The sequence below is a fragment of the Bacillus sp. FSL K6-3459 genome (assembly GCF_038003305.1).
Lineage (GTDB): Bacteria > Bacillota > Bacilli > Bacillales > Bacillaceae > Bacillus > Bacillus pumilus_O.
Window position 1 is genome coordinate 639445 of record NZ_JBBOOW010000001.1, and the last position, 17099, is coordinate 656543.

The 17099-nt window shown below is 41.1% G+C and carries 12 protein-coding genes; 11 read left to right on the plus strand and 1 reads right to left on the minus strand.

The window, feature by feature from the left end; translation table 11 throughout:
* Window positions 1-31 precede the first annotated feature (31 nt).
* The gene (locus tag MHI35_RS03170) at window positions 32-262 is read left to right on the plus strand and encodes a hypothetical protein (RefSeq protein WP_024426686.1); all 231 of its coding nucleotides are present in this window, start codon (window positions 32-34) and stop codon (window positions 260-262) included.
* Here the strand turns inward: MHI35_RS03170 and MHI35_RS03175 are convergent.
* Window positions 243-656: a DUF2283 domain-containing protein gene (locus MHI35_RS03175; RefSeq protein WP_144521679.1), complete on the minus strand. Its 414-nt coding sequence runs from the start codon at window positions 654-656 to the stop codon at window positions 243-245. The genes MHI35_RS03170 and MHI35_RS03175 overlap by 20 nt on opposite strands.
* Before the next feature lie 272 nt (window positions 657-928).
* Here MHI35_RS03175 and MHI35_RS03180 point away from each other — a divergent pair, with 272 nt between their 5' ends.
* The 10 genes from MHI35_RS03180 to MHI35_RS03225 all read left to right on the plus strand — a co-directional run bounded on the left by MHI35_RS03180 (window position 929) and on the right by MHI35_RS03225 (window position 17088).
* Complete coding sequence (locus MHI35_RS03180; protein WP_041816135.1) at window positions 929-1621, plus strand: heptaprenylglyceryl phosphate synthase; 693 nt, start codon at window positions 929-931, stop codon at window positions 1619-1621.
* Window positions 1622-1678: 57 nt separating this feature from the next.
* Window positions 1679-3901, plus strand: a complete 2223-nt coding sequence (pcrA, locus tag MHI35_RS03185; protein WP_211063779.1) for a DNA helicase PcrA — start codon at window positions 1679-1681, stop codon at window positions 3899-3901.
* 44 nt (window positions 3902-3945) lie between these two features.
* Complete coding sequence (gene ligA, locus MHI35_RS03190) at window positions 3946-5952, plus strand: NAD-dependent DNA ligase LigA (RefSeq protein ID WP_335349129.1); 2007 nt, start codon at window positions 3946-3948, stop codon at window positions 5950-5952.
* Window positions 5953-5967: 15 nt separating this feature from the next.
* Window positions 5968-7155, plus strand: coding sequence for a CamS family sex pheromone protein (locus tag MHI35_RS03195; RefSeq protein WP_144459475.1), 1188 nt, complete (start codon window positions 5968-5970; stop codon window positions 7153-7155).
* A 133-nt stretch (window positions 7156-7288) separates the two neighbouring features.
* Window positions 7289-8488 carry an MFS transporter gene (locus MHI35_RS03200; protein WP_335349130.1) on the plus strand — a complete coding sequence of 400 codons (1200 nt, stop codon included), beginning with the start codon at window positions 7289-7291 and terminating at the stop codon, window positions 8486-8488.
* Window positions 8489-8579: 91 nt separating this feature from the next.
* Window positions 8580-13046, plus strand: a complete 4467-nt coding sequence (locus MHI35_RS03205) for an amino acid adenylation domain-containing protein (RefSeq protein WP_335349131.1) — start codon at window positions 8580-8582, stop codon at window positions 13044-13046.
* On the plus strand, window positions 13043-14584 hold the full coding sequence (locus tag MHI35_RS03210) for a serine hydrolase domain-containing protein (protein ID WP_335349132.1): 1542 nt from the start codon (window positions 13043-13045) through the stop codon (window positions 14582-14584). The genes MHI35_RS03205 and MHI35_RS03210 overlap by 4 nt, the downstream gene beginning before the upstream one ends.
* Window positions 14547-15527 carry a C39 family peptidase gene (locus MHI35_RS03215; RefSeq protein WP_335349133.1) on the plus strand — a complete coding sequence of 327 codons (981 nt, stop codon included), beginning with the start codon at window positions 14547-14549 and terminating at the stop codon, window positions 15525-15527. The genes MHI35_RS03210 and MHI35_RS03215 overlap by 38 nt, the downstream gene beginning before the upstream one ends.
* Entirely contained in the window at window positions 15524-16234 is a 711-nt protein-coding gene (locus MHI35_RS03220; protein ID WP_144521667.1) for a thioesterase II family protein, read from the plus strand. Before MHI35_RS03215 ends, MHI35_RS03220 begins: the two co-directional genes overlap by 4 nt.
* Window positions 16231-17088: a 3-hydroxyacyl-CoA dehydrogenase family protein gene (locus tag MHI35_RS03225; protein WP_211063774.1), complete on the plus strand. Its 858-nt coding sequence runs from the start codon at window positions 16231-16233 to the stop codon at window positions 17086-17088. Before MHI35_RS03220 ends, MHI35_RS03225 begins: the two co-directional genes overlap by 4 nt.
* The last annotated feature ends 11 nt before the right edge of the window (window positions 17089-17099 follow it).

Genomic DNA, 17099 nt, shown 5'->3' on the forward strand with positions numbered 1-17099 from the left:
ACAAATAAGATCATAAGGGGAGGGAACATACATGAATAAGCGTCCGAATGCGTATGTACTTGCAGGATTAGGGGTTGGTGGTGCAGTGTTATTAGCAGTGAAAAATAAACAGCATCTCAAAAAATGGGCAAGCATGTTCCGCTCAGATGAAAAGATTCCTGAAAAAGCTGGACACCCTGATCCATTAGATATTCAAGACAACAAGATGGTCGATGAAGGGGCCATGACATCCGTCCATTATTTCAATGAAGCGAGACAATAGTTTGGAAAAACCGTTTTGACCATTCAAAACGGTTTTTTCTTGTCTTTTTTTTGATGTTATATCGAAGAGGATCGACAATCGTAAAACCGATCAACCCTTCGTGATCAGGCGTCGAGAAATGAAATTCAATGCCTGATAAATGATAGGTTGAGAGAACTTCTTGATCTGTAAAACGTAACGAAAGTTCATCCTCATAAACGGGTGCATGCTTTAAAACCTTGGCTTCTTCTGCAAATAACTCCAAACCAGCTACTCGGCCCTCTTTGTCAATATCTACGTTCACACATTCATTTACATCTAATTCCATGGTTTCTTTGATTGTCCCAATTCCCACAGGCAGGAGATAGATGTATCCGATGTCAATCGTTTGATCATATGTGATGGTTCTTTTCAAGTGGGTCACCTGCTTTATGTATGTTTTTTTGATCAATAGTAAAAAGTCCCTTTATTGTATAATAACATGTGGTGATACAAAGCTTTCCTATCAGTGAACGGCCAAAGATCAGCCCTCTCAGCTTCTAGATGTTTTCAGCATTCTAACTTAAAGTCATGAACACCATTTTCAAAAGAATGAAACTTTTAGCTGAAGGAGGTTACCCATTTTTTGCGGTCACTGATTTTGTTATAATATTTAAATGGAATGAAACGAATGGAGGAACATTTTTCATGTATGATGTTACCGAGTGGAAGCACGTCTTTAAACTCGATCCAAATAAAGAAATATCCGATGAACAGCTAGAGGCGATTTGCGAATCTGGTACGGATGCGATATTGATTGGCGGCAGTGACAATGTGACAGAGGACAACGTGCTCCAGTTGATGTCAAAGGTCCGCCGGTTTCTTGTGCCATGTGTGCTTGAAATCTCAACACATGAAATGATTGTGCCGGGCTTTGATCTGTATTTCATCCCTACCGTCTTAAACAGCTCTCATCCTGATTGGATTGTTGGGCTTCACAAGGACGCGATGAAGGAATTCGGTGATTTGATGTCAATGGAAGAGATCGTGCCTGAAGGCTATGTGATTTTAAATGAAGAATGTAAAGCGGCCAAGCTTACAGAAGCAAATACAGCACTGGACATCGATGACGTAAGAGCATATGCAAGAGTGGCAGAGCATTTGATGAAGCTGCCCATTTTTTATCTAGAATACAGCGGAACGCTTGGAGATATAGAGCTAGTGAAAGAAACGAAAGCAGTGCTTTCTGATACGGTTCTTTTTTATGGCGGGGGCATTGAAAACGCAAAACAGGCAGAAGATTTTGCGCAGCATGCGGACGTGGTTGTTGTAGGAAACGTCATTTATGACAATTTCAAAGAAGCATTAAAGACAGTGAGTGCAGTCAAAAAATCATCATAGTCAAATAAGACGAAACGGGTTAAAATAGAACATAAGTTCGAATTGGCGGTGAATGGAATGAATGAAATATCGAATCATCTATTAGAAGGGCTGAATGACGCGCAGAAAGAAGCGGTCAAAGCAACAGACGGCCCCCTACTCTTGATGGCAGGAGCAGGAAGCGGAAAAACACGGGTGCTCACACATCGAATTGCTTATTTAATGGCAGAAAAGCATGTGGCTCCGTGGAACATTTTAGCGATTACGTTTACAAATAAAGCAGCACGTGAAATGCGTGAGCGTGTACAAGCCATTTTAGGGCCTGGTGCGGATGACATTTGGATCTCTACGTTCCACAGCATGTGTGTGCGCATTTTACGACGTGATATTGACCGTATTGGTGTGAATCGCAACTTCTCTATATTAGACACATCTGATCAGCTTTCAGTCATTAAAAACATTTTAAAAGAACGAAATATCGATCCTAAAAAGTTTGATCCACGTAGCATTTTAGGTTCAATCAGTAGTGCAAAAAACGAACTCATTGACGCAGAGGAATACGCAAAAACAGCTGGTGATTTCTATGATCAAGTGGTCAGCGATGTCTACACAGATTATCAAAAACGATTACTCAAGAACCAATCACTTGATTTTGATGACCTTATTATGATGACGATACGTCTGTTTGAGCGGATCCCTGAAGTATTAGAACACTATCAGCGAAAATTCCAATACATTCATGTAGATGAGTATCAGGATACAAACAGAGCGCAGTACATGCTAGTGAAACTGCTCGCTCAACGTTTTCAAAATATATGTGTGGTCGGTGACTCAGATCAGTCCATCTATCGCTGGCGCGGAGCGGATATTACAAACATTCTCTCCTTTGAAAAAGATTATCCGTCCAGTGAAGTGATTTTGCTTGAGCAAAATTATAGATCGACTAAACGTATTCTGAATGCCGCAAACACGGTGATTCAAAACAATTCAAACCGTAAGCCGAAAAATCTTTGGACAGAAAATGATGAAGGAGCGAAGATTGCCTATTACCGTGCAGATAATGAATTCGGTGAAGGACAATTTGTTGCTGGAAAGATTCATCAGCTTCATCAGAGCGGCAAGCGTAAATTATCCGATTTTGCGATTCTTTATCGGACCAACGCCCAGTCTCGTGTCATAGAGGAAACACTATTGAAGTCGAACATTCAATACAACATTGTCGGCGGCACGAAGTTCTATGACAGAAAAGAGATTAAGGACATTTTGGCGTACTTACGCCTAGTAGCTAACCCAGATGACGACATTAGCTTTGCACGAATCGTTAACGTACCGAAGCGCGGAATCGGTGCAACTTCTGTTGATAAAATCGCAGCATATGCGGAGATGAATGACCTGTCTATGTTTGAAGCACTTGCTCAGGTAGATTTCATTGGACTTAGTGCAAGGGCAGCCAATGCGCTTGATGAATTTAAACAGCTCATTGATCAAATGACAAATATGCAGGATTATTTATCTGTCACAGAACTAACAGAAGAAATTCTAGAGAAAACAGGCTACCGTGAAGCACTAAAGGTTGAAAAAACGATTGAAGCACAAAGCCGTCTAGAAAATATTGACGAGTTTCTCTCTGTGACTAAGAACTTTGAAGAACAAAATGAAGACAAGTCTCTTGTGACTTTCCTGACAGATCTCGCCCTTGTCGCAGACATCGATAAGCTGGATGAAAATGAGGAAGAAGATCAGGATGCGGTCATTTTAATGACGCTTCACGCCGCAAAAGGTCTAGAATTCCCGGTTGTCTTCTTAATGGGTATGGAGGAAGGTGTCTTCCCGCATAGCCGCTCATTAATGGAAGATGCAGAGATGGAAGAAGAGCGCCGCCTTGCTTATGTAGGCATCACACGAGCGGAAGAAGAGCTTTATTTATCAAGTGCCAAGATGAGAACACTCTTCGGCCGGACAAACATGAACCTTGAATCAAGATTCATTCGAGAAATACCTGCCGATTTATTGGACAACCTAAATGAGAAAAAAGAAACGAAAACACCATTTGGTCAAAAAAGAGAAAGACCCCAAAGACGGGGACCTGTCTCACGTCCGCAAACTCAAACCATTCAAAACACAGGCGGTGGAAGTATTGGCTGGGCTGTGGGCGATAAAGCGGCCCATAAAAAATGGGGCGTTGGAACGGTTGTGAGTGTAAAAGGCAGTGGAGACAGCACAGAGCTTGATATTGCCTTCCCAAGTCCTACAGGCATAAAGCGTCTTCTCGCAGCGTTTGCGCCAATTGAGAAGCAATAAACTGGTAGGACTTATAAAACGGATGAATTGAAAGGAAGAAGCAGATGGATAAAGAAGCAGCGAAACGCCGGATCGAGGAACTGCACGAGATTTTGAACCAATACAACTACGAATATCATACACTGGATCGTCCAAGTGTTCCTGACGCTGAATATGATGCGCGAATGCGTGAGCTGATCTCTTTAGAGGAAGAGCACCCTGATTTAAAAGCAGCGGATTCTCCCTCACAAAGAGTAGGAGGCGCTGTGTTAGATGCCTTCCAAAAAGTGCGTCACGGCACACCGATGCTCAGCCTTGGGAATGCGTTTAATGAACAGGACCTTCTTGATTTTGACCGCCGGGTTCGTCAAGCAGTCGGTGACGATATCTCATACAATGTCGAGCTGAAAATTGACGGACTCGCTGTTTCTCTCCGTTATGAAAATGGCGTGTTTGTCCGAGGTGCCACACGTGGAGATGGGACAACGGGTGAGGATATTACAGAAAACCTCAAAACCATTCGATCCATCCCGCTCAAAATCAAACGTCCTTTGTCTATTGAAGTGAGAGGCGAGGCATTTATGCCAAAACCTTCTTTTGAAGCATTAAACGAAAAAAGATTACAAAACGAAGAAGAACCGTTTGCAAACCCGCGTAATGCGGCGGCAGGCTCGCTACGTCAGCTAGATACGAAAATTGCGGCGAAACGAAACCTTGATATCTTCGTCTACAGTATAGCGGAGCTTGATGAAATTGGTGTTGAATCGCAAAGCGAAGGACTTGATCTTCTCGACGAACTTGGCTTTAAAACGAACAAAGAAAGACGGACGTGCCAAACAATTGAGGAAGTGATCGAGCTCATTGAGACACTGAAAACGAAGCGTGCCGATTTTTCATATGAAATTGATGGAATAGTGATCAAAGTCGATTCGTTAGCTCAGCAAGAAGAGCTCGGCTTTACAGCAAAAAGTCCCCGCTGGGCTGTTGCGTACAAGTTTCCAGCTGAAGAGGTCGTGACAAAGCTACTTGATATTGAGCTAAGTGTTGGGCGTACAGGTGTCATCACACCAACGGCGATCCTTGAGCCTGTCAAAGTAGCAGGAACGACAGTACAACGAGCCTCTCTTCATAATGAAGATTTGATCAAAGAGAAGGATATTCGCCTTTTTGATCAGGTAATTGTGAAAAAAGCGGGCGATATTATTCCAGAAGTCGCAGGTGTACTGATCGATCAGCGTACAGGAGAAGAAAAGCCGTTTCACATGCCGACGGAATGCCCAGAGTGTCATAGTGAGCTGGTGAGAATTGAAGGCGAAGTGGCTTTACGTTGCATCAATCCTGAATGCCCTGCCCAAATTCGTGAGGGACTCATTCATTTTGTTTCCCGCAATGCAATGAACATTGATGGGCTTGGCGAGCGGGTCATTACACAGCTTTTCAAAGAACAGCTTGTCTCTCGTGTGTCCGATCTTTACCGATTAACGAAAGAAGAACTCATTCAACTTGAGCGAATGGGCGAAAAATCTGTCGACAATTTACTGCGTTCGATTGAGCAATCGAAAGAAAACTCTCTAGAGCGTTTATTATTTGGACTCGGTATACGATTTATTGGCTCCAAAGCGGCAAAGACCTTGGCGATGCATTTCGGTGATATCGATCAATTAAAGCAAGCGACGAAAGAACAATTACTCGAAGTTGATGAAATCGGTGAAAAAATGGCTGATGCTGTTGTCACGTACTTTGAAAAAGAAGAAATTCTCAATCTGCTAAATGAACTAAAAGAGCTTGGGGTCAATATGACCTATACAGGACCAAAACCGGTGAAGGTTGAAGAAAGTGATTCCTATTTTGCAGGCAAAACCATTGTGCTGACAGGGAAATTAGAAGAAATGGCACGAAACGATGCAAAAGCAGCGATCGAAGCATTAGGTGGTAAACTGGCAGGTAGTGTGAGTAAAAAAACAGATTTAGTCATTGCCGGAGAAGCAGCGGGAAGTAAGCTGACAAAGGCAGAAGAACTTAATATTGAAATTTGGGACGAAGCTAAAATGCTCGAGGAGCTAAAGAAATAAGAGGAGTGTTTTCTATTGAAAAAGTTGTTATTGCTGCTGACAATGCTCACACTGGTATTGTCAGCGTGTGCACCTTTTGGGGGAAAGGAAGAGGAAGAGGTCACACAAAAAACGGATGAAACGAAGGAAACAGCTATCATCCCGATGTACAATATCTCTGACTCCTACTACAAAATGGTGCTGCCGTTTAAACAAGGGGCTGCGAGAGGGTTAACAGCAGAGCGTCTCAACACACGCTTGGACATCGATGAATTTGAAACAGGACTCATGCGTCTCGCAACAGAGTCATTTAATACAAACGACTACCTTTTCCAAGAAGGACAGCATTTAGATGAGGACACCGTTCTAGGCTGGCTGGCGCGCAAAAAAACAGGCAGTGATTTGAAAAAAGCAGAAAAAGAAGATAAGGACTTTAAGAATCTAGGCTTAAATCCTGCTCTTCCGAACTCAGGTTCAACAAAGTCTAAAAATGAAAATAGTCCAATTTACTTAGCTTCAATGTTAGAGCATAATTACTTAATTCGAAAAGATAAAAACAGCTTACAGCTTGGCGGAGTTGTCATTGGACTTGCGCTGAATTCTGTTTATTATTACCGTGAAAATATCGGTGATCCTCAGCAAGAAGTGACGATCGATTCTTCGAAAAACTCAAAGAAACTACTGTCAGAAGGCGAAAAAATTGCTGAACAAGTGATCAAACGAATTCGTCAAATGGACGGATTGCAAAAAGTGCCTGTCATGATTGCCCTTTATAAGCAAGCACCAAAATCATCGATCGTGCCAGGAAACTTTATCGCCAAAACAGATGTGAAAGCAGGCTCAGCTGATATCGGCAATTGGGATACGATCAAAGAGGAGAATGTCTTCTTCCCCTCAGATAATGCGAAAGGCAACTACAAAGATGATTCCGAACGATTTGACCGCTTCAAAACAAAAGTCGAAGACTATTTCCCGAATTACACGGGTGTCGTAGGAAAAGGGTTTTACAAAGACGGCAACCTGCAAAAAATGAAAGTCGAAATTCCAATGCAGTTCTACGGAAAAACGGAAGTCGTAGCTTTCACGCAATATTTAACAGGTGAAGTGATGGATTACTATAAGAGTACCAATATCGAAATTAACATCACATCTTCAGATCAACAAGAAGCCTTGATCACGAAAAATGCTGAAGACAAAGAACCAACCGTCCATATATATGACTAAATAAAAACCGCCTTTTGGCGGTTTTTTAAATTAGTTAAAATGTATCAATTTATGAAAATATTGTTATAAAAAGTAGAAGTGTAGAAATTAATGTATTATTATGGGTGTTAATGAAGAGAAAATGGAGATAAATATGAAAAACAAATCATTTTACTTTTTATTAGGGGGGCAATCCCTAGCTAATTTTGGGGATTCTTTGTATGTCCTCGTTCTAACCATTCTGACATATCAATTAACAAACTCTACACTCATTGCTTCAATGGTGGCTGTCTCACAGTTTGTTGGACAAGCACTTGGCGCAGTACTCATTCCTTTCTTTATGTATCAATTTAAGCTGAAAAGACTCATTATCTATTTGCAAATTTGTCAAATTGCTTTCTTCGGTTGCTTGATTTTCATTTATATTCTACAACTATCAACTTTTACTATTCCTCTCTTTTTTATCATTGTATTTTTCCTTTCTTTGATAGATGGAGGAACCATTCCTGTTCGAAATTCGATGATCCCACGTTTAGTAGAAAAGAACTTTTTACTAAAAGCTAATAGTTATATCTTAACTTCTGACCAATTGGTCCTTTTACTTGGCTGGCTTTTAGGAGGGCTGTTTATAGGCATTCTTGGACCACAGTTTCTCCTATTGACGACACTTGTTTTATACAGTTTGTCGCTCATATCTATGCTCTTTATCATTGATACTGGGGCCGCCGCTAAACAAGAGCAACAGTCTGAATCAATTGCTACAAGGGTCTTTTCAGGTTGGAAGCTCATGTATGAAAAGCCTACTATTCGAACATTAACGATTTTAGAAATGCTGTCCATGAGCGGTAGAAGTATATGGACTGGTGCCATTATTCTTGTGTATGTCACAGAAGTCTTACACCAGCCAGAAACATGGTGGGGCTTTATTAACGCAAGCTATTTTGGCGGAACTATTCTAGGCGGCCTGCTCGTACTGCGGTTCGCAAAGCATGTAGAACAGCGTTTGTTTGACCACATTTTTTACAGTTCTGTGATCGTTGCTGTGCTCACCCTTTGCTTAGGATTGAATCATTCCGCATGGATGAGTTTGTTGTTTGTCTTTTTATTAGGACCAGCCTTTCAGCTTCGCAGTATTTCCATTCGTACCTATGTACAAGATACACTGAGTGAAATTGAATTGCCCAAAATTCTATCAGCTCAACATACACTATCAACTTTTATATACGGAATGTCCATCCTTGTTATGAGCACCATGACCGATCTCTTTGGGGCAAGAGTCGTCTTTTTTATCAACGTGGCTCTGTTTACTGTGTCGGCCTTCCTAGCGTCTAGATTAAAAAATGAACATATTTAGACAATTTATCTCAATTATTTACAAAAATACCATTGTGTGATTTAATATGTTCGTAGAAATGTTAACTATATGAAAAGTAGAGGTGGCGTAATTGACTAGTAGTTTAGTATATTGGCCATTAACACATCCGCAGCGGCGCGTGATGAACATGGAAACATTTTATCCAGGAACACCGATCAATCATATTGGCGGTATCATTTTCGTCAATGGACCGTTGCAGCTCGATAAACTGAAGCAGGCCATTGCATCTTGTATCATGATGACAGAATCACTTCGTCTCAAGCTAGTAGAGAAAGATGGTGAAACGCTTCAATACGTTGACCCAAACGCCGACAGCTCTATTCCTACCTATGAGTTTTCCACACATGAAGACATGCTAGAATGGGCCGAAAAAGCCTTTAAAATACCATTTCAATTAACAGAAACCTCTCTCGCCGAATTTGCGGTACTAAAAATCGGTGAACAACAATCCGGTTATTTCATCAAATGCCATCATACAGTAGCAGATGGATGGTCGATGAAAGTAATCATCGATAAAATTAGCCAGCTTTACACTGCTCTTACCCAAAGCTCCTCTATCGAACAAGAAGCAGACAATCACTCTGTATTTATTGATAAAGAATCAAAATATATGAACTCCCCAAGATTTAAAAAAGATCAGCAATTTTGGAAAGAAGCATTATCTGATGTGTCTGATAGTTATTTCGTAAAAGGAACTGACCAAATCAAAGGCCATCGGCAAAGCCATTATCTTGATCGACAACTCTCAGAAAAAATCTATGAATTTATAGATACCTATCATTGTTCAATCAACTCTTTATTTACTTTAGGACTCTTCGTTTACTTGAATAAAAGATACCAGCAAAAAGATTTTATTATTGGGACGCCAGTTCTCAATCGTTCCGGACAAAAGGAAAAGGCCACGTCCGGTATGACCGTGAGTACAATGCCATATCGAACGAAGATTGATCCTCATCTATCTTTGTTAGAAAGTTTAACAGACGTTCAAAAAAGCTATAAGGCTTACTTCCTGCATCAGCGTTATCCCTATGATGCACTTGTCAAAGATTTAGAGCTTGCAAAAGCAGGGTATGATCAGCTTTTTCAAATCTATATCAACTCCTATAGCACAAATATGGTGCAGGAGATGGAAGGATACAAAGTTGAATACATAGAGCTTTACAATGGCTTCCAGCCCTATGGCTTACAAGTTGCTGTGAAAGAATGGGATGAAAAAGGGCAAATCGAGCTTCAATATGACTACAAGCTCTCAGATTACAGCAATGAAGACATCGACTTTTTACACGAAAGAATGCTTCTCTTTGTCGAAACCATACTAGCCCAGCCAGAGCAGCTGTTAAAAGACGCACTTCTCATGACAGAAGACGAGCAACATCGGGAGCTATATCAATGGAATGACACAGTCGTCCAATTTCCACAGAAACAAAAAATCCATGAGTTGATCACAAATATGTCAATGTCTTCTCCTGATCGAATGGCACTTCAGGACGGATCTCATAGCATGACATACGGTGAACTTGAGAGAAAAACCAATCAAATGGCTCATTTTCTTCAAACACATGGCTTACAAAGACATGACTTTGTTGCCGTATGTATGAATCATTCACCAGAACTGATTGTGCTACTACTGGGGATTTTAAAAGCTGGAGGCGCATATGTGCCGATTGATCCTGAGTATCCAGAGGAACGCATTCAATTTATTTTGAATGACAGTCAGGCAAAGCTGTTTTTCACAGATGACGCATCTGCATACCAATTTAGTGGAGATACGTACAATATCGACAACGTATGGGATCAGCTCGCTCAGTATAATGAGGAACATTCATTCACTGGGAATGATGAAGATGTCGCATATATGATTTATACGTCTGGCTCTACAGGACAGCCAAAGGGAGTCATGATTGAGCACAGAAGTTTAGTGAACTATATTATGTCTGCCAAAACACACTATACTGATTCTCCAGATGATCATTTTGCCTTGTATTCATCCATTGCATTTGATTTAACAGTGACATCTATTTATACGCCATTGGTCATTGGTAGTACAGTGGTGATCTATCGTCAAGAGGATCAGCCAGGCTTTTTATTAGAACATATTTTGCTTGATCAAAAAGCAAAAGTCATCAAGCTGACACCAGCTCATATGGCACTGTTAACAGATGCTACACTTTCTCAATCAGTTGTGAAACGGATGATTGTGGGCGGAGAACAATTATCGACCGCTTTGGCCAAAAGAATCACAGAGGAAAGTGAAGGAAGGATATCCATTTTTAATGAATATGGACCAACTGAAGCAACTGTTGGGTGTATGATTCATCAATTCCATCAAGATGATGGAGGGACATCGGTGTCAATTGGTGTGCCAATGCCAAATACAGAGATTTACCTTTTAGATGAGAATCAGCAAGCTGTGCTGCCTGGGACAGTAGGAGAAATCTATATTTCAGGTGCAGGTGTTGGCAGAGGGTATTGGCAAAGACCTGATTTGCAGGAATCACGCTTTTTGCCCAATCCATTTGTAAACGGTCGCCGCATGTATCGAACAGGTGATATCGCCAAACGAGCAAATGATGGAAAGATTGATTACATTGGCCGAATCGATCATCAAATCAAACTGCGAGGCTACCGCATTGAGCTTGGTGAAATTGAACTTGCCCTGATGGCACTTGAAGAAGTTGATAAAGCGGCTGTTATTGATCTCACCGATGAATCTGGAGACAAACAGCTGGCTGCCTATATTGAATTAAAAGAAAAAAACATGACGTCCTTTTTACTTAGAAAAAAATTATCAGATCAGCTTCCAGCTTATATGGTACCAGCCTATTTTGTTGTACTAGACGAGCTCCCGCTCACTCAAAATGGAAAAATCAATCGGACGGCACTGCCTGATCCATTGCTGTCTCAAGTGGAAACAGCTGTTGAGTGGTCCAAGGAAACAGCGGACATTGAAGAGATCATATTAGATACAGCAAAAGACATCTTAGGGCATGAAACAATCGAACCGGCTGATCATTTTTATCAGCTTGGCGGAGATTCTATTAAAGCGATTCAATTTATAGCGAAGTTAAAAGACAAAGGACTCTATTTAAAAACCAAGGATCTTTTTACTTATCCGATTTTTAGAGAAATGGCACAAGTCGTTCAGCAGGAACCTGTCATACATATCTCACAAGAGCAAGCTGTGGGTGATGTGAAATCGATCCCAATTATCGAATGGTTCTGGTCCCAGCAGTTAAAAGATGAACATTTCTGGCATCAATCCATCATTGTTCATTCAAAGAAAAAGATGGATGAAACCATCTTGCAGGAGGCTTTCAAAGAGCTCGTCATTCACCACGATGGACTAAGGTTAAAAGTACATGAGGCAACAAACACACTCTATTATGATAAAGACATTCAAGAGATTCCACTGATGATACACGATTTCACGGCGCTGTCAGAAGAGAATGTAGAAGAAGCGTTACAAGAAGTGGGATATCAGATCAAGCAAAGGACTCATCTTTATCAGGGACCGTTGATTCAGGCTGCGCTTTGTCAAACATATTCTCAATCACATCTCATCATTGCTGCCCATCACCTATTAGCTGATGGTATGTCTTGGCAAATACTTGTAGAGGACTTGATTCAATTATTGCATGCAGAGAACGTAACGGCAGAAGTGCTGCCGTCTAAAACCCATTCCTATCAAACATTTGCTGAGCAGGTGAATCAGTATGCAGGATCAGAGGGTGTACAAGAGTCGATTAGCTATTGGCAAAAAACGGTGCAGAATATTCAGCCTCTGTATCCAGTTTCCTCAAATGAGGGATATATCAGGGACGAAGTCAAATTAAACAAGGCATTATCAGTAGAACTCACAAATCAATTGCTCAATCAAGCGAATCAAGCGTATCAAACGCAGCCGCATGAACTGTTAATCTCAGCTTTGACGCAAGCCTGTTATCAGCAAACGAATCGAGAATGGATTTCTTTGGAATTAGAAGGTCATGGACGGGATGCAGTAGAGGATGAGATCGATGTATCTAGAACGTTCGGCTGGTTCACCACCATGTATCCTGTGAATGTCCATGTGTCTGAAACTCTTTCCGATCACATACGAGCTGTCAAAGAAACGATACGTGAAGTGCCGAATAAAGGTGCAGACTATGGGCTGTTGTCACTCATTAATAGACAGCTTCCTCATTCAGCACCACAATTACGTTTTAACTATCTAGGTGAAATTGATCAAGTGCTTAAACAATCTTCTAATTATGAGATGTCTTACTTTACATCGGGGATTGACTCGTCATTGGATAATCCATTAACTACCGTCATCGATTTGGTCGCCACCATCAAGGGTGGACAGCTAATTTTCCATCTTTCTTTCAGCGAAAAACAGCTGTGTGAAACAGACATGACGCAGCTATTGCAATCGGTAGAACAGCAAATTGAGCGTCTTGTACAGCATTGCTTAGAGAAAGAAGGAATCGAATTTACACCTTCTGATTTTGAAACAGTGGATATGTCTCTTGAAGAAATGGATTCATTATTTACATGAGGAAAAATCAGCGTGTTATCTATCTTTCATTTTTAATAGCAATCTTATGGATATCCAGCTTTGCTGGGGAGATATATGCAAAAGAAGTGATTTCGCCTAAAGCCATTGATCAAGTGATAGAGGAACAGATGGAACTTGGACGCATTCCAGGCATGTCCGTGGTGGTTGTGAAAAAAGACGAAGTGGTGTACCAAAAAGGCTTTGGTTATGCCGATCGAAAGAAAAAGAAGCAAGTGACAGCCAGCACTTTCTTTGAAATTGGATCTACATCCAAGGCATTTACCGCTCTTGCGATTGTGGAGTTAGAGAAGCAAGGAAAACTTCATGTGAAAGATCCGGTGAGCAGCTATATTCCAGGTTTTTTTCCAACATACAATGGAAAGCCTCAGCGTTTAACGGTGGAGCAATTAATGCATCACACAAGTGGCATTCCCTTTCAATCCATTGCGCTTATCCAGCCTGATACGACAAAGGATGCGTTGAAAAAAACAGTTGATCAACTGAAATCAATTGAGCTTAATCGTAAGCCAGGCAGTTCCTTTGAATATGCAACCATCAACTATGATGTCCTTGGTCTCATCATTGAACATGTAACCGGAACATCGTATGAGGCTTATATGAAAGAACTGTTTAAAAGGCATCATCTTGACCAAACGGAGGCTGGGCTAAAACGGATGAAATCCGGTGCTGTCTCAGAAGGATTTAAACTGCAATTTCTTGCTCCGCATGCTTATAAAGCACCTGAATATCGAGGCAACACCCCGGCAGGCTATATTGTGATGAATAGTCAGGATGTGGGGACTTGGCTGCAATATCAATTGACTGATTCACCTTGGTCCCGTTTTGTAAAAAATCCTGATCACTTAACTGTGAATGTCCCAGAAGAAGGGAAGCATGTCTATTACAATGCCGGCTGGTATATAAAAAAGGCGGATAAACAGGTAGACTCGCTTTTTCATGCAGGCTCTAACCCAAACTATTCATCATTTTTTCTGATCCAGCCAAAAGAAGAGATTGCGATCGGAGTGTTAGCAAATATGAATAGCAGCTACACAGAGCAAACGGCACGTCTTATTGCAGAAACGATCACAGGTACAAATGAAGAAGTGGCGTCATCAATGGACCCTTTTCAGCTCATTGATCAGTTAAGCCTTGGTGCCACATGTCTTTTCATTTTGCTGCAAATAGTGTCTATCGTTCGTTTTATGAAGTGGAAAAAGCGTGTGAAAAACGGCGCTTTCGTTCGCAGGGACATGTCACTTGGCGTCTGGCTGAAAAGTAGCGGCTGGGTGCTGCTGCTAATTGGGATATTGCTCCTGCCAATGATAGTTGCGCAGCTAGCCTTTAACGGGCTGCCTTGGAAAATGACTTTTGTATGGGGCCCTTCCTCTCTCATTGAATTAGCAATTGCTTATTATTTGTTTTTCATATGGTTTTGTACGATTGGTTTCATCAAAGGATTTATGGTGACATCTCCTGCTGGAAAGAGAGGAAAAAAAGATGACCGTCAAACAGATTTCTGGCATTCATCCTTATAACGATTTGTTTTATCGCAGCTGTTTCTTCAATTGCTTTTTTCCAATTGTGAAGCTGTATGATCAAGAAGTTGCTCCATACTTATTAAATGATCAATTTGCCTACGGGCTTACAGAGAATGGCTTGTTACACATTGACTGGATGTCGGCACACGATCCAGAAAAGATTATGAATTTACAAGGCATTCAAGTAGAAAAAGTGACGTATTGTCCCAACCTCATTGAAAAGGTCAAGCAAGATGTGGCGTGTGACCGCCCGATCATTGTATGGGTAGATCCTTACGTTCAGCGAGGCAGAAAAGAGTATTTGACAACCCATAGCCGTCATTCCATTTTAATTACGGGTTTCGATGAAAATCAGCAAATCTTTCATGTATTAGAGAATCGGCATTTAGATAATTTATCTTATGAGCATCAAGTGCTGTCATTTAAAGATGTACAGAGAGGGTATGACACCTTTCATGAGCATTTTCAGCCGAATGATCAATTTCATTCTTATGCGGCCTTTTACTTTGATCCAGACAAGCTTTCGACTGAATTATTTGATCAAAAAACGACTTATTTCCTGAGAAATATGCATGGTCAGATAGACGTATTAGAAAAAGGAATCACAGCTCTTGAAACATTTTATGGGCAGTTTTCGCAATGGGATGATATCGAGAAGCTCGTGGCGTCTTTCAATCAGATCATCAATACGAAGAAAGTGGAGCTGTATCGATTGAACCTCATCAAAGACGATCTACCTGAGCTGGTGGGATGGATGGAACGTATTTTAGCAGAATGGGAGAAAGCAAGGCATCAGGCAGCAAAACTCTTTTTTTCAGGTGAGATGTCTAATAGGTACCAAGCCAATATGAAAGCTTCTTTAGAACAAATCATCCATGACGAAAAACATTGGCTAGAAGCATTGGCAATCAAATGCAAAAGGGAGTGTGGCGTATCGTGAAATTATTTTGCTTACCGTACGCAGGTGGAGCAAGTACCGTATTCAGTACGTGGAAATCTTATATAGACCGGTCGATAGAAATTCATGCCCTTGAACTCCCTGGGCACGGAACAAGAATGACAGAGTCTGTGCTAACCGATTTACAGCAGGTCGCAGATGATCTATATGACCAGGCATCCTCCTCTTTAAAAGAAGGAGAGCCCTATGCCATTTTCGGTCATAGTATGGGAGCCGTCCTTGCATATGAATTACAAAAAAGAATGAAAACAAGATTAAACAGAGAGCCTGTCCATGTCTTTTATTCAGGGCGCTTCCCACCACATATTCCAGAAAAGAAAGTCTATCATCAGCTGTCAGATTCCAAATTAAAAGAGGCGATCATTGCGATGGGGGGCGTTCCTGAGGAACTTGCTGATAACCATGCAGTGCTTGATTTCTTTCTGCCGATTTTAAGAGCAGACTTTCAGCTTTTGGAGACCTATTTGTGTGAAGATGTCGTTCCAGCTGCTTGTCCAATTTCTATTTTTTATGGTACGCGTGATTTGCCTTCTGTGCTGTTCGATTTAGACGATTGGGATCAATATACAAGCGAAGATTGTGCGTTTTTCGAATTCGATGGAGATCACTTTTTTATTCATTCATTAACAAATGAAGTCGTAGAAAAAATCAATGTCATTTTAAAGCGAATTGGAGTGTTGGAAAAATGAACACGAAGCACGTAGGCGTGATTGGAGCAGGTGTCATGGGGGCTGATATGGCATTAGACCTTTCAGCAAATGGCTATCAAGTCACATTAGTTGATGTTACAGAAGAAAAGTTAAACGAAGCACTGGAAAAAATCAAGAAGACCTATCAATTGGTTCAATTTGTGAGAAAGAAGAAAATCTCATTTTCTTTAGAAGATGTATTGTCTCAAATCCAGCTGTCAACTTCACTTGAAGGCTTACATGACGCGCATATCGTCATTGAAAATGTGACGGAAGATTGGGAGATTAAAAAACCTATTTATGAAGAGCTACGAGATATTTGTGCGAAAGAAACCATCTATTTTGTAAACACAAGCTGTATCTCCATCACAAAGGTAGGGTCTCTTATGCATCATCCTGAGAATGTGATTGGGGCGCACTTTATGAACCCTGTTCCTCTTAAAGCGTTAGTTGAAGTCATTAGAGGAAAAGCCACTTCTGATGACACAGTGGAAACGGCAAAAGGTTTCTTGAAATCGTTCGATAAAACACCAGTTGTGGTGCATGATTTTCCGGGATTTGTTTCCAACCGTGTGCTGATGCTGACAATCAATGAAGCGATTTGGGCGGTGCAAGATCAAGTCGCCACGCCAGCAGATGTCGATAAAATTTTCCGCGGAGGTTTCGGTCATAAAATGGGACCACTTGCGACAGGAGACTTAATTGGGCTTGATACGATTTTGAATTCATTGCTTGTTTTATACGAGAGCTATAAAGATCCGAAATTCCGTCCATGTCCTCTGCTTGTCAAAATGGTTGATGCAGGCGAGTACGGTAAAAAATCAGGCAAGGGCTTTTTCCAATATGACATGTGAGAGGAGAATAA

Bases quoted from the DNA above. Each gene is read 5' to 3' on its own strand.
- MHI35_RS03170 (WP_024426686.1), top strand. From the start codon at position 32: ATGAATAAGCGTCCGAATGCGTATGTACTTGCAGGATTAGGGGTTGGT.
- MHI35_RS03180 (WP_041816135.1), top strand. From the start codon at position 929: ATGTATGATGTTACCGAGTGGAAGCACGTCTTTAAACTCGATCCAAAT.
- pcrA (WP_211063779.1), top strand. From the start codon at position 1,679: ATGAATGAAATATCGAATCATCTATTAGAAGGGCTGAATGACGCGCAG.
- ligA (WP_335349129.1), top strand. From the start codon at position 3,946: ATGGATAAAGAAGCAGCGAAACGCCGGATCGAGGAACTGCACGAGATT.
- MHI35_RS03200 (WP_335349130.1), top strand. From the start codon at position 7,289: ATGAAAAACAAATCATTTTACTTTTTATTAGGGGGGCAATCCCTAGCT.
- MHI35_RS03210 (WP_335349132.1), top strand. From the start codon at position 13,043: ATGAGGAAAAATCAGCGTGTTATCTATCTTTCATTTTTAATAGCAATC.
- MHI35_RS03215 (WP_335349133.1), top strand. From the start codon at position 14,547: ATGACCGTCAAACAGATTTCTGGCATTCATCCTTATAACGATTTGTTT.
- MHI35_RS03225 (WP_211063774.1), top strand. From the start codon at position 16,231: ATGAACACGAAGCACGTAGGCGTGATTGGAGCAGGTGTCATGGGGGCT.